This is a genomic window from Phycisphaerae bacterium (assembly GCA_035384605.1).
GTDB lineage: Bacteria > Planctomycetota > Phycisphaerae > UBA1845 > PWPN01 > JAUCQB01.
The window spans coordinates 15,221-28,744 of sequence record DAOOIV010000070.1; the positions used below are offsets into that span (position 1 = coordinate 15,221).

Annotated in this window: 10 protein-coding genes; 2 read left to right on the forward strand and 8 right to left on the reverse strand. The window is 62.4% G+C overall.

All coding sequences use genetic code 11. The features are described from left to right. The first annotated feature begins 19 nt into the window (after positions 1-19). Positions 20-946, forward strand: a complete 927-nt coding sequence (locus PLL20_14740) for a hypothetical protein (GenBank protein ID HPD31246.1) — start codon at positions 20-22, stop codon at positions 944-946. After that, the gene (locus PLL20_14745; protein HPD31247.1) at positions 933-2,402 is read left to right on the forward strand and encodes a hypothetical protein; all 1,470 of its coding nucleotides are present in this window, start codon (positions 933-935) and stop codon (positions 2,400-2,402) included. Before PLL20_14740 ends, PLL20_14745 begins: the two co-directional genes overlap by 14 nt. Before the next feature lie 183 nt (positions 2,403-2,585). On the opposite strand, the gene PLL20_14750 is transcribed toward PLL20_14745, so the two are convergent. From PLL20_14750 to PLL20_14785, 8 genes are all read right to left on the reverse strand, one after another. Further along, positions 2,586-3,143: a response regulator gene (locus PLL20_14750; protein ID HPD31248.1), complete on the reverse strand. Its 558-nt coding sequence runs from the start codon at positions 3,141-3,143 to the stop codon at positions 2,586-2,588. Between the two features lie 188 nt (positions 3,144-3,331). Beyond that, positions 3,332-5,590 (reverse strand): HDOD domain-containing protein, encoded by a 2,259-nt coding sequence (locus tag PLL20_14755; protein HPD31249.1) that lies wholly within the window; start codon positions 5,588-5,590, stop codon positions 3,332-3,334. A 105-nt stretch (positions 5,591-5,695) separates the two neighbouring features. Beyond that, entirely contained in the window at positions 5,696-6,289 is a 594-nt protein-coding gene (locus PLL20_14760; protein ID HPD31250.1) for a response regulator, read from the reverse strand. Between the two features lie 392 nt (positions 6,290-6,681). Next, positions 6,682-8,121 carry an NAD(P)(+) transhydrogenase (Re/Si-specific) subunit beta gene (locus PLL20_14765; protein ID HPD31251.1) on the reverse strand — a complete coding sequence of 480 codons (1,440 nt, stop codon included), beginning with the start codon at positions 8,119-8,121 and terminating at the stop codon, positions 6,682-6,684. A 64-nt stretch (positions 8,122-8,185) separates the two neighbouring features. After that, complete coding sequence (locus tag PLL20_14770; GenBank protein HPD31252.1) at positions 8,186-8,518, reverse strand: NAD(P) transhydrogenase subunit alpha; 333 nt, start codon at positions 8,516-8,518, stop codon at positions 8,186-8,188. 3 nt (positions 8,519-8,521) lie between these two features. Further along, a complete protein-coding gene (locus PLL20_14775) occupies positions 8,522-9,679 on the reverse strand; it encodes an NAD(P) transhydrogenase subunit alpha (GenBank protein ID HPD31253.1) in 1,158 nt (385 codons plus the stop codon). 504 nt (positions 9,680-10,183) lie between these two features. Next, entirely contained in the window at positions 10,184-12,124 is a 1,941-nt protein-coding gene (gene mnmG / locus PLL20_14780; GenBank protein HPD31254.1) for a tRNA uridine-5-carboxymethylaminomethyl(34) synthesis enzyme MnmG, read from the reverse strand. Positions 12,125-12,319: 195 nt separating this feature from the next. After that, positions 12,320-13,524 (reverse strand): hypothetical protein (locus PLL20_14785; GenBank protein HPD31255.1); only part of this gene is annotated, 1,205 nt, incomplete at its 5' end.

The window sequence follows — 13,524 nt, forward strand, 5'->3', positions numbered from 1 at the left end:
GCGAATGGGAGACAAGAACATGTGGCGACAATTGTGCTTCATGGCGGTTTGCGTCTCATTTCTCGGCGGCGGGTCCGCGATCGCTGCGGGCACGGTGAAGGGTACCGGCCGATACGAGAGGATCAAGGGCCGCCCCGGCAATTATGTCGAGTTGTACGAATGGAACCTTTACCTGTCGCCCGACTCCGGGTTCACGCGCGGCGAACGAAGGAGATTGGGTGCCTGCCAGGAATACGGTTCAGCCTGCACGCCCGGTTACTATCAGATCGACTCCCCGGCCGGATGGTACACGATTCTCGTCACGCAACCCATTTTCTACGCTCGTCCCACGGTGGTCACCGACGTGCAGCTCATCGACGGCCAGATCGTCACCGTCGACCCGGACCTCAATCCCGACTATTCCTGCTACCATGTTGCAGATGGAGCATGGAGTTGGAGCACGACGTGGTATCAGACTTTCATTGCGCGAGGTACGTCGATCACGCGCGTTCAGTTCATGTTGGCGGGGTCAAATGCCAGTTCGATCCGCGTCTCGGTGCATCGCGACAACGGGGGCGCGATCACGTCCTGGCCTCAGGTTGGTCCGGCCAAGTCTGCGGCCGCCGGCACCGGTGACGGCTGGGTCGGCTATCGCAGCGGCGATGTGCCGACCACGCCGTATGAACGATACGCCATCAAGCTTACCGGCGAGGGCGGGACTCCACCCTATGATTTCGGCATCCGCAGCCGGGTGGAGGACGGCAACGGTTACGCACTCGGGCAGGCCTACGACGCGGCCGGCAATCCCCGAAGCCTCGATCTGCTCGTGACGGTCTTCAGCGACAACGACGGGACGGTCATTCCATACATCGACATGACACCCGGCAACGTCGAGGATCTGGCGGGGGGGGACCGGCGTCTGGGGACAGACGTTTCGTGCAACCAGCGTAGCGTTGGCCGCTGCTGATTGTTTCATCGCCGGCTCCGGGACATGGGATGTCGACGTCGTCTTCCGTATCCGTCAGAACGGCCCGGGCGGGGCACAGGTCGGCCCCGCCAAGATTGCCCAGGCCACGTATCAGGCGGTCAACACCGGCATCGTCGGCGTCAGCTATGCTCCCGGCGAGGTGCCGCTCACCCCCGGGAGCACCTATTTCATCGAGATGAGTCCGGCGGCCGGGTCTCCGGCGTTTGCAGCCTACAAGTTCCATTCTCAGGCCGACAACGGCTACCCCTACGGATCAGCATACAAAGACGGCGTGCTCCAGTCCGGCGTGGATCTCGAGATGACGATCATGGAGTACAAGCCGTGGTACTCGCCTGCCATCCTCAACCCCGGTTTTGAGGATCATGGCGGTACCTTGGACGACTGGCGCATCACGTTGTTCGACGGCAAAGGCCCCGACAAGCCGCCCCATGACAACACCAACCCCTACGGACCCCGAACGCCGTTCGGAGATCATTTCGCCGGCAAAATCACGAGCTGGCAGTCGATGGATTTTACGATGGGACAGATCGTCGAGGTGAGCAACTACGATCCGGCGGCCGAACGCGTGGTTTGCTCGCTGTCGGCGTACGTTCAGCTCCACGGCCACACCGGGCTCACGGAAGAGCCTCTCAACGTTCATCAGCTCTGGGAGATCGGCTGGAACAATGACGGGTCGGTGCCCGCGAGCGTCAACCGGTGCGACCACTACCGGCCCCTTGCTTCGATTGACGGCACCTACACGGGCAATGATCGCACCAATTTCTACCCCCTCACGGCGGCCGGCGAGATTCGCGGTGTTATCGGCCTTAAGTACGTCGCGCTTCGCGTTCGCCTCTACAACGGCGCGCCTCGCGAATGGTCGATGAGCAACATCGACAATGTCAGCTTCGTCGCCGCCGTGCCGCCGCCGAGTCCCAAGCTCCTGGTCGAGCCGCGAGTCATTGAGCGGGTTTTGTGGATCGGCGAAACAGCCACTCCCGACGTCTTCACCGTGACGAACGCCGGAACGGGTTCGCTGTCCTATGAGATCAGCGATGATGCGTCGTGGCTGGAGGTCTCTCCCACGTCGGGCTCATCAACCGGCGAATCCGATCCCATCACCGTCACCTACGACCTCGCGGGCTTGCCGGCGGCCGAACGGACGGCAACAATCACCGTCGTATCGCAGGAGGCCTGGAACAGTCCTCAGACCATTTCCGTCACTTTCACAACGTGGACGGTCGGTCCTGATTTTGACCGCGACGGCGACGTGGACCAGTTTGATTTCGGGATATTTCAGCGATGCCTGTCGGGGGCCGGCGTCGTGCAGCAGGATCCACTCTGCGAACCGACTCTACTGGACGCTGATGAGGATGTGGACGGCGACGACCTGAGTATTTTTCTGCGATGCCTGAGCGGGCCGGGCCTGTTGGCAGAACCGACCTGCGATGATTGAGGCCTTGAGTGCTCCGGGAATCCCGATTCTCGCGTTTTGCGGTGCGATCAGGACCGTTTGCCGGGACGGATGTGGAACCTTGCCGCCGTCCGGGGCGTCACCGGGCGGAGGGAACGTTCTTTGTGAGTCTACGGGGAGGAGCTTCCGGAGGCGGGTCATTCACGGACCGGTAGGGGAGGGTCTCTATTCTTTCAGGTCGTGCGTAAGCACGCCGGACTGTGCCACTTTCTGAGCCAGGTTGCGATAGGCATGGACCAGGTCGCGACAGATCAGATCCATCCGCTGGCGGAGGTCGCGACGTTCGCGAATGATGCGCGAGACCATGGCACGCAGCCGTCGATATCGCCGCCGGCGGTGGCGGTAACAAAGGCGCCGCTCGGCTGACTTCTGGATCAGGTCCATCAGGTCGGCAATATCAAAAGGCTGGATGAGCACGTCAGTGACTCTGAGGCGGAGGGCTTCGATGGCCTCCTCGGCCGTGGGCTGCTCGGTGGTAAGGATCACCGGACAACGGTTGGTCAGGCGCAGCTCCCGGGTGAGGGCAAGGCCGTCTCCATCGGGCAGGGACATCGCGGTCACCACCACGTCATGCCGCGTGGTCAGCTCCTCGCAAAGGGCGTCCGAGGCGGTGGTGACGTGGGTCACCTCGGCCCAGGAGGTGTCTCGCAGGCAGCGCGAGACCATTTCCGCGAGTTCTTCGTCGGCGTTGACCAGGAGAATCTGCACGCGCTTGTCGGTCATTGCTCTTCCCACTGCCGGATCAGCACCAGGCTCGCAGGTTCAAAAAAGGCCGGCGGACGCTTCGGCCGCGAGAGCGAGGAGGAGGAGAAAAGAGGAGGAGGTAGCCTACACGTCCCGCCCGGCCCGGAACTTCTGCTGCGATATCTGCTTCGATCACCCCGTTCATATTCGCCGGCGGTTCGCGGGCCTCAACCCGCGGCGACCGGCAGCTCCACCAAGACCACCGTTCCTTGGCCCGCGGTGCTGGTCAGCCGGATCCTTCCCCCGTTGATCTCGGCGTACCGGACCGCCCGGCTCAAGCCCAGCCCTCGCCCCCGCCCGGCGGGCCGGCGAGAGAAAAACGGATCGGTCGCGTGCTCGAGGACTTCGGGGGTCATGCCGCAACCGTTGTCCTCCACCGCGACGACAAGCCTGTCATCGGTCATATCTCCCCGGCAATTGATGAACAAGCGAGGTTCCGGGGTATCACGCAGAGCGTCGACGGCATTGCGGATCAGCTCGTCGAATAATGTCTTGATCTGGGAAGCATCCGCGTGGATCGGGGGCAGGCCGTCCGATAGTTCAAGGCGGAATTGGGATTCGGTCAGGGACGTTTTTTCAAGCCATTCGCGTCGAAGCTGGCCCAATAAACCGGCGATGGAAAAATCGGCGATCCGCGGGGGTGTGGGCTTGGCGAATTGCATGAGCTCCGAGACGATAGCGCTGGCCCGATGTGCGTGCTCGGCGATAAGTAGGGCGACGCGGCGGGTTTCCTCGTCGACCTCGGCCTGATGGAGCATCTGAGCCCGCCCGGAGATGACCGCAAGCGGGTTGTTAAGCTCATGCGCCGCGCCGGCTGCCATTTCTCCGACCATGGCCAGCGAACGAGCACGGGCGAGTTCCTCCTGGGAATTGACCAGCCGGCGGTTGAGATCGGCCAGTTCTTCGTTCAATTGACGCGACAGGACGCGGGACTCGGCACCGGCCAACCAGGCGCCTAGAGCATCCCCCAGGGCCGACATCGACTCGTCCAGGTCAACCGGCCGCTGAGTGCCGATGACGATCGCCCCCAGAAAACCATCCTGGTGGCGAATGGGCCAATACCACCCGGGGGAGCTTCCGAACGAGTGCCTCAGACGATCCAGCAGCGGCCCCGGAACCGCCGTCGCGTTTTGCCAGCCTTCGCCGCCGCCGGACACGGCAGAGACATCGCCGAGGGCCGCGATCGGCAGGATCTCGACTTGCGGTCCGCCTTCCCCGCCGTTTGAGGTCGCGATGATCACAACGGAGCGGCCGGGCGACACGGCAAACACCGCAGCGGGTCTGCAGTCCGTCACCATTTCGGTCACCCCTGCCGCCGCTCGGCAAATGGCTTCGTGTCCCGGTTCGTGGCCCAGTTCCTCAGTCAACTTTCGCAGGGCCTCGAAACAACGGGACCTTTGTTCAAGCCTCCGGTTGGCCGTCGAAAGCGACAGGTTGACGCGTGCCAGTTCCGCATTGGCCTTGGCGAGCGCCTCGTAATAAACATCCCTGGACGTGAGACGGTTAAGGCCGATCAACTCCGCCCTTGCTTCGATCAACTCGGGCAGGTCGGCACATACCTTATCGAGCACGGCCTTGTCGAATCCCGCGCTCTCGGCCACGGCGGCAAGAGGACGATCCGGCCCGTAGTTGCCGGAAAAGCCGATTCTCATCTCCCGAGCAAGTCGATTGGCGACTTGGACCTGGCGAACGTGCTCCGGGAAGCGGATTCGCGTAGGGGTGGAGGCAGGCGTCTGGTGATGCAGCCAGATGCACTCACGAATCATCTCCGGCAGCTTCCAGTGGGCCGCCAGCCGACAACCGGCCGCGGTATGGTCGAGTCCGAAAACCTCGCGCTCGACGTCGGCGATGCAACCTCGGGTCGCCTCGACCTTGGCCAGCACCCGTTTATAGCTCTTGGCGAAGCAGGCGTTCAGTACCACCTTGCCGATGTCGTGCAGCAGGCCGCATACAAAGGCCTCCTCGGGATTGACCAGAGTCGGCCCCGACAGGCAAGGGGCCTTCTCCGCCAGCATCTTGGCCGCGCACGCGGTAGCAAGGCTGTGCTTCCAGAAGCCGGCGTGATCAGCGCGGGTGACCGATTCCTCGATCCGCTGGGAGAAGGTCTCGAACACCTGAATGGACAGCACAAGGCTGCGGACGGCGTGAAAGCCCAGGAGCACGACCGCCCGTTCGACGGTGTTCACCGGCGTACCGACGCTGGCCTTGGACACCATGGAAAGAAGGCGGGCGGAAAGGCCCTGATCCGATTCGACGAGCTCGATGACTTGGCGAGCGCTGGACGCTTCGCTGGTGGTGACCTCAAGCAGTCGGGTTGCCACGGCGGGCAAGGTCGGTAGAGAATCGACCTGGGACAGGACAAGCTCGACCTGGGCCGGCTTGGCGACGTGCCCCTCGGCTGGTTTCGACATCCAAGCAGCAGTCATGTGTCCCCTCAGCGTTCCCTTAGTGACATCCTTTCCCTCTCCAGAGGCGCCGGTCGGCATTTGCCGGCCCCCGGGTGGACAGCCGATCAGTCGCCCCGGCACATTCTAGACCTGAACCAACTTCAGAATCCGCGAAATCAGCTCGTCGATCTGGAACGGCTTACGCAGAAAATCGTCGGCGCCGGAAGCCAGCAGTTCATTGATTTCGTCCGGGTCTGCCACGCCACTGATCAGGATGATCTTCATGTCCGCGAAGGCCGGGTTCGACCGTACGGCCTTGCAGACGCGGTTGCCGTCGATGTCCGGAAGCTTGTAGTCCAGCACGATGCAATCCGGTCGGAACTCCTGGGTGGTCAAACCGGCCTCGTAGCCGCCTCGAGCAACCCGGACTTCAAAGCGGCCGTCGCGTTCCAGCAACTCGGTCAGCATTTCGAGAATGGCTTCGTCATCATCCACCACCAGCACCCGCTTCTTGCCCGAATCGAGATTGTCCAGCGGGATACCGTTCTCTTTCATGAACTGGATGAGGCTTTCCCGCGGGATACGCCGGAACTTCGATCCCGGCACGCGGAAGCCCTTGAGACGACCGCTATCGAAGCACCGGATGACAGTCTGCTGGCTGACCTTGCAGATCTCGGCAACCTCACCGGTCGTATAAACGCCCTTGGGTCCGATTTTCTCCTCTTTATCCACCGGCATCTTCCCGTTCTCCCGAGTCATCCCATTCCACAATAACACCCAAATTCCCGCATCCGGCCAAAGTTTCCTATCTTAGCCATCTTCACTGCATACTCTACAATTCCGCGTTGCTCGTGTCAAACCGAATTTTCGGAGCTTCCGGAACCAAGTCCGATCAGACTGGTAGTGCTGATAAAGGTGCCCGGCTGGTGTTAAGAATAACCTTTCGTGAGGGTGTCACCTTCCCGTCTGCTTGCTTTTTCGGGGCAATTCGGTTTGCGTTATCCGGTCGTGGCTTATGGGCAAGGTGGAATTATTTGCGGCAATTCGTTGCCTTCTGCCAGCCGACTTGCTCGGGCGCTCGCCTGTCCTTACCAGTTCGGTTCGAGCCGCTCAAAAAGCCGAAGTACCGGTTAGACAAGATCGCGGAAAAGACGGGCTAGCGTCTCCTTGGCATCTCCCAGGAGCAGTATCGTGCGGGGTTGCCGATAGAGCGGGTTCTCGACACCGGAGTAACCCGGTCGATCATCGAGATTGCAGACGATGACTGTGCCAGCTTCGTGGGCCAGCAGAATGGGCATACCCGAGATGGGTGTTCCTTGGCTCTCAATGGCCGCGGGATTGACGACGTCGCAGGCCCCCACGATAAGTGCCAGATCGGTTTGGGCAAACTGCGGGTTGACGTCCTTTAACTCACGGATCATGCCGTAGTCGACCTCGGCTTCGGCCAGCAAGACGTGCATGTGCCCTGGCATGCGCCCGGCAACAGGGTGGATGGCGAACAGCACGCTCTTCCCCATGCTCGCCAAGCGCTCCGCCAGTCGGACCGTCGTCTCCTGAGCGTCAGCCAGAGCCATGCCATAACCCGGAACGATGATGACGGATTGGGCGCTGCGGACGGCTTCGATAGCCCGAGAAAAAGGATCCATTGTTTCAGGCTGAACCAATGGCTCCGCGGGGAGCGGCGAATTCTCAAGGCAGGTCCGGCTTGGGGTGATCGCCTCAGCCCTGGTTGCAGGTCCAGCTTCCAGTCCCGCGTCTGCCGGACGCAGCCCGGCGAAGACATTCGTCAGGCTGCGATTCATGGCCCGGCACATGACGTGCGTCAGGATCGAGCCCGACGCCGCCACCGTTGCCCCGCAAACGATAAGCAACTGATTGCGGATCGCCACCCCGCAGAGGGCGGCCGCCAAGCCTGCGGTGGCGTTCAGGAAGGAAATGAGTACGGGCATGTCCGCACCGCCGATCCGGACCGAGAACACTACGCCCCACGCCGCGGCAACCACGAACAGGGTCGCTGAGACCGCCGCCACAACAGCCGCTCGATCAGCCAGACCCGCCGCAAGCATCAGCAAGACGCATCCGATCGACAGGGCCGCAAGGACGACGTTGTGGCCGGCGAGAATTACCGGAGTCTGGCGAATTCGGCCGGCGAGCTTGCCGCTTGCGACCATGCTCCCACTGAATGTTGCCGTCCCAACACAGAGCCCCAGCAGAGCCGACACCTCGGACAGGCTCGACAAGGATCGCCCGGTTTGCCCCACCAATTCGACAAAGGATACGAGAAACGCTGCCACGCCGCCCATACCGTGCTGGAAGGCGACCATCGCCGGGATCTGAATCATTCTGACCCGAAGAGCCATCGCGCAACCGGTCGCGATCCCCGCAGCGCCCGCCACCAGCATCACCGGGAGGGCCGCCACAGAGTGACGCGCCAGGACGATCGCGACCGCACAAGCCAGTGCAAAGGCGGCCGTCAGATTGCCGGTACGGGCGCCCCGCGGCGTTCGGAATTGCGAGATACCCAGAACCAGGATCAGCGACACACCCAGATCGACCAGCAATTGTCCCATGCGACTCTCCGTACCCGCCAAGACCCTTTTGAGCAACCGCGGCTTGCCGTCGTATCTGCGGTACTCATTCCCCCGGATCGGTCGACCCTTTCTTGCGAAACAGGCCCAACATTCGATCGGTAATGACAAATCCTCCCACGAGGTTGAACGCCGCCGCCGCCAGGGCCGCCGCGCCGAGCGTCTTTTCCATTGTTCTTGCGTGCCCGGTAAACAGCAGCAATGCGCCAAGGATCGTGACCGCCGAGATGGCATTAGTCATGGACATCAGCGGCGTGTGCAGCATCGCCGGAACCCGTGAGATGAGGACGTAGCCGGTCGCAAAAGCAGCGGCAAAGACTGCGAGCATCAACAGGAGATCCAACATCGCGATATAATCCTTGGGCCTGCTGTCTGCCATGGCTTAGCCCATGGCCTTCAGGGCTCCCTTGTGGACGATCTTTCCATCGATGGTCACGAGCGAGTGTAGGACGATCTCGTCCTCGAGGTTGGGCCGGCCGGGGCCGTTGGGAAACAGGTTCTCGACATAGTGAAGCATGTTATGGGCGTACAACCAGGTTGCGTCGACGGCCATCGAGCCGGGGATGTTCGCCGTTCCGCAGATGTACACGTCGTGGACCATGACTTCGCGACCTGAGACGGTCATTGCGCAGTTGCCGCCTTGATCGATTGACACGTCCACCACCACCGAGCCGGGTTTCATGTTCATCACCATGTCTTCGGTAATCAGCACGGGCGCTAACTCGCCCGGAACCAATGCGCTCAGAATGATGATGTCGACCTGCGGCACGATGGAACGAAGCATCTCTCGTTCCCGCTCCAGCCATTCCGGAGGCAGAGCCCGGGCATAGCCGCCTTCGCCATGGGCCAGCTCATCAGGTACTTCGAAACCGACAACCTGCGTGCCCTTGAGGCTTCCGGCCTCGCGGCGGGCCTCGCTACGGATGTCCACCACCTTGACCACCCCTCCCAGCCGCTTCGCGGTGGCGATGGCCTGCAGGCCGACGACACCAGCCCCGACCACCAGAATCTGGGCCGGTTGTATCGTGCCGATGGCCGTCCCGATCATCGGAATGAAGCGAGGGAAATGGTTCGCAGCGATCAGAATGGAGCGATAGCCGGTGATGGTGCTCATGGAGGTCAGGGCGTCCATGGTCTGGGCCCTCGAGATGCGCGGCACGCCGTCCATGGTCAGGGCGATCACGCCGCGATCGCGAAGCGTGCGGACCATGTCGTGATTGGCCGGGGCGGCCGGGTGCAGAAAGGTGATCAAAATCGAGCCCTTGTGGAGTAGAGCAGCCTCGTGAGCCTGCAACTGCTCGTTGAAACACGGTTGCTTGACCTTGAGTATGACGTCCGACCGGTCAAAGAGCGACCGGGCATCAGGCACGATCTCGGCCCCCGCCTTGGCGTACTCCTCGTCCGATCGAAACACGCCTCTTCCGGCCGATCGCTCGACCAGGACCGTAAAGCCCATTTGGACGTATCGGGCGACGGTTTCGGGCAAAGCTGACACCCGGCGTTCCTCCGCGAGAATCTCCCTGGGTATGCCGATGATCATACTCAACACCTCATCTGACGGCGAAAACAGGCCATTCGCAGGGTAACATCATCACGACTCGTGGCCACTTCAGTCAAGGCGCGCTGGTCAGCCTGGACGGACGGCGATGCCGGCCATGCCGGCCATTCTCGTGGCGATTCCTGCCTGCATGCCCGCCTATAGGAAGCACAAGGCGGGGGCGGGAAGGTTGACAGCCGCCCGCCCCCTTCGCGAACGGTCCGCTTTGCGGCCTGCGTCAGGCCCGTCGAGCGATGCTCAAACAGCAAGTGCATGGGTTGTGCAATGCCGTCGGCCGTTGGCCGAGCACATACTATTGCCGCCGCGGCTCAGGCGAGATCATCAGCGGAGGGGTGATCGATTCTTTCAGGCTGCCGATCAGCGGGGCGACCGTTGCCGCCTTGAGTACTGGCGGAGGCGCATGCGGCGCCACAACCGGCGGAACAAGCGTCTACGCCTTGGCCAAGGTTCCGGCGGCCCCGGCAGGGTCGACCGCCTCGCCGGCACTTACAGCTTTCCTCCCTGCCGATGAACGACGTACAACGACAGCGTGGCGATGTCCGCCGGGCTGATACCGCTGATGCGGGCGGCCTGGCCCAGGCTGCGCGGACGGAAGCGAGTGAATTTCTCGCGGGCCTCGTAGCGGAGTTCGGCAACGGAGGCAAAGTCAAACGATTCGGGGATCGTCCGGGACTCCAGGTGCCGATAGCGTTCGATCTGGCGTTGTTCGCGCTCCAGATAGCCGGCGTACTTGGCCCGAATCTCTGTCGCCTGGAGGACGGCGAGTAATGGTTTGGGCCCGAGCTCCGGGTAGTCCTGATACAGTTGGGCCAGCGTGACCGTGGGCCGCTTGAGCAGCTCCAGCAGCGATTGCCCGCCGGCACGCTTCGATCTCAGGGCAGTCTCCAGCAACTCGATCGCGGCTTGCTTGGCGGAGAAAGCCCGCCACCTGGCGTCGTCGACTAATCCGATCCGCCGCCCGATCGGCGTCAACCGGGCGTCGGCGTTGTCGCTGCGCAGGTGCAAGCGATACTCGGCGCGCGAGGTGAACATGCGATACGGCTCATCCGGCGGGCGGGTCACGAGGTCATCGATCATGACGCCGATGTAAGCCTCATCACGACCGAGAATCACCGGCTCGCGCCCAAGGACTTTCGCGGCAGCGTTCATCCCTGCGACCAGGCCCTGCCCGCCGGCCTCTTCGTAACCGCTGGTACCATTGATCTGGCCGGCAAGAAACAGCCCCGCAACCCGCTTGGTTTCCAGCGTCGAGGCGATTTGATCCGTGGGTACCCAATCGTATTCGATGGCGTAGCCGTACTGGACGATCTCCGCCCGCTGGAATCCGTCGATCGAGTGAACCATGACGTCCTGGACGTCTTTGGGCAGCGAGGTGGGGATTCCGTTGCAGTACATCCAAGGGCTTTCGTATCCCTCGGGCTCAAGGAAGACCTGATGCGAAGACTTGTCGGCAAACCGCATGACTTTGTCTTCGATGCTCGGGCAGTACCGCGGCCCGCGCGATTTGATCTGGCCGGAGTACATCGGGGCACGGTGGATGTTCTCGCGAATGATGCGGTGCGTCTGCTCGTTGGTGTGGGTGATCCAGCACGGCACCTGACGCTGGGTAATGCGGTCGTTCATGAAGGAGAATGGCTCGGGCTGCTCGTCGCCGGGCTGAGGCGTCATGCGATCGAAATCGACCGAGTCACGGTGTATTCGCGGCGGTGTGCCGGTCTTCAAGCGGCCGAGGGTGAAACCCAATGCCGCGAGGCTTTCGCTCAAGCCAATGGCCGCCGGCTCGCCGATCCGCCCACCCTCGGTGAGAACCGGTCCACAGTGCATCAGGCCGCGCAGGAACGTGCCGGTGGTGAGCACCACGGCCTTGGCGTGCAGTTCTCGCCCATCGGCCAACTGAACGCCTGTCACGCGAAAACCATCCTGGTATCTTTTCTCTTCTTCAGGCCTCTTGACTGCATCCTCTTTGCCCGGCCCTTGTTCCCCGTCCCATGTCCCGTCCTCGCTGAACCCCGAACCCAGCTCGTCACGCCGTAGCTCGGCGAAGGGGCAAACCCTGAGTCTTTCGGCGATCCCCTCGATGATCTCTAAGCCGGGTACCGAGCGCAGCAAGTCGATCACCGCCTGTGTGTACAGCACTCGATCCGCCTGTGCACGTGGGGCCTGCACGGCCGGGCCCTTGCTGCGGTTGAGAATCCGGAATTGAATCCCTGCCCGGTCGATGGCCAGCCCCATCAGCCCGCCCAAGGCGTCGATTTCGCGAACCATCTGCCCCTTGCCCAGCCCCCCGATCGCCGGGTTGCACGACATCCGGGCGATGGCATCGATGCGCATGGTTACCAGGGCTGTCCGGCAGCCCATCTTTGCCGCCGCCCAGGCCGCCTCGCATCCGGCGTGTCCGCCGCCAACTACAACAACGTCAAACCGCATCCTGTCACCTGCAACCGAACGTTGGTGTCGGGCCGGCCCATTTTAGCCGATTTGGTTGCTGAATGGGATCAAGACGGGGACGCCGGTGATCCGGCGGAGCAGCCCTGCCGGCTCGCGCAGAAACGCAACGATAAGTTCTTGTGCCTCAGCAAGCCCCTGGCGCGGGAAACCCGCCGAGGTACCTGCATGCGCCTTTCAGTTCGCGCAATGCAGATCAGCAAGGATACCCGGCCCGCTCAGGCACGCTTGGAAGATAGCGAAGTCTTCCTGATCAACGTCGTCGTCCTCATCCAGCATGGCGTTCTGGCATGTCAAATCGGTTTGTGTGACACCCTGGCCGCTCACGCAAGCCTGCAGATGTGCAAAGTCCTCCTGGTCGACATCGCCGTCGAGGTCGAAATCGCCCGCCGGCCGATGGACGCGATACCGATCGGTTTCCGCCCAGATGTTGGTGATGTCGCTGAACTGCATCCGGAGCCCGACTCCGGTCAGCACCCGACCGGGCTCGGCCAGGAACTCCCGTTCCAGTGATGGGTGATAGGCGTCGAAGCCGGCTCGGAACTCCTCGACCGGACCGAGCGAACCGTCCGCGAGGATCGGCCGGGCCCATACGGCCAGAGTCATCACATCGAACTCGCCGGCTGCTCGGGCGCCGTAGCCGACGGCAATGTAGCAGGGCGGCAGTGAGATGTTGGTCTCCAGTCCCCCGATGGGGTCATATCCGAACCGAACCTCCTCCGGCTCGCCGAGGCTGCCATCCGGCAAGAGGGGGTTTTGTCGCACGCGCATTCGTGAGACATTGGCGTCCGAGCCGCGTGCGCCGATGCCGGTAATCACGTAGCCCGGCGGAACCGTGTATTGAGCCTCCACCTGCTCGTTGAGGTCGACCCGACGGTCCGTCAACCTCGTTTCCATGTAGGCCTCGGGATCCGCGCACGGCGGAGGCGGCGGGGGATTGGCAATGAGTTCCACGAGGTCAAAGTAGTTAATGGCAAACCCGGTCGTGCCGCTCTGGCCGTAATCCAGGAAGACGGTGACTGTCGAAGACTTCGCCTGGGCTGTGACCTCGATCACACTCCAGCGATTGTTGCTGCTGATCGGATCGAACCAAACGGTATTTGCCGAGTAGGGCGAAGTGCCGCCATACGGGTCCAGACCAATTCCACACCGCATCTCTCCATCGCCGGTGCGGAAGGTGTAGATTCGGACGCGGGCTCGGTATGTCACACCGGGCGTGGCCCCTGACACTCGCTGGTAGATTCCGCCGTTCATCCGCGAACCGTCTTTCACCGCGCCGTACACGCGCTGCCCGTGGAATGCAGCAGTCAAGCCGTACGTCGGGGCGGTATAGACTCGGGCATCAGAATCAGTGACCCCGTCGCCGAAAGCGGTCCAGCCCG

What these genes read in the sequence shown, in the direction of transcription:
- PLL20_14740 (HPD31246.1), top strand. Translation starts at nt 20, where the DNA reads ATGTGGCGACAATTGTGCTTCATGGCGGTTTGCGTCTCATTTCTCGGC.
- PLL20_14750 (HPD31248.1), bottom strand. Translation starts at nt 3,143, where the DNA reads ATGACCGACAAGCGCGTGCAGATTCTCCTGGTCAACGCCGACGAAGAA.
- PLL20_14755 (HPD31249.1), bottom strand. Translation starts at nt 5,590, where the DNA reads ATGACTGCTGCTTGGATGTCGAAACCAGCCGAGGGGCACGTCGCCAAG.
- PLL20_14760 (HPD31250.1), bottom strand. Translation starts at nt 6,289, where the DNA reads ATGCCGGTGGATAAAGAGGAGAAAATCGGACCCAAGGGCGTTTATACG.
- PLL20_14765 (HPD31251.1), bottom strand. Translation starts at nt 8,121, where the DNA reads ATGGGACAATTGCTGGTCGATCTGGGTGTGTCGCTGATCCTGGTTCTG.
- PLL20_14770 (HPD31252.1), bottom strand. Translation starts at nt 8,518, where the DNA reads ATGGCAGACAGCAGGCCCAAGGATTATATCGCGATGTTGGATCTCCTG.
- PLL20_14775 (HPD31253.1), bottom strand. Translation starts at nt 9,679, where the DNA reads ATGATCATCGGCATACCCAGGGAGATTCTCGCGGAGGAACGCCGGGTG.
- mnmG (HPD31254.1), bottom strand. Translation starts at nt 12,124, where the DNA reads ATGCGGTTTGACGTTGTTGTAGTTGGCGGCGGACACGCCGGATGCGAG.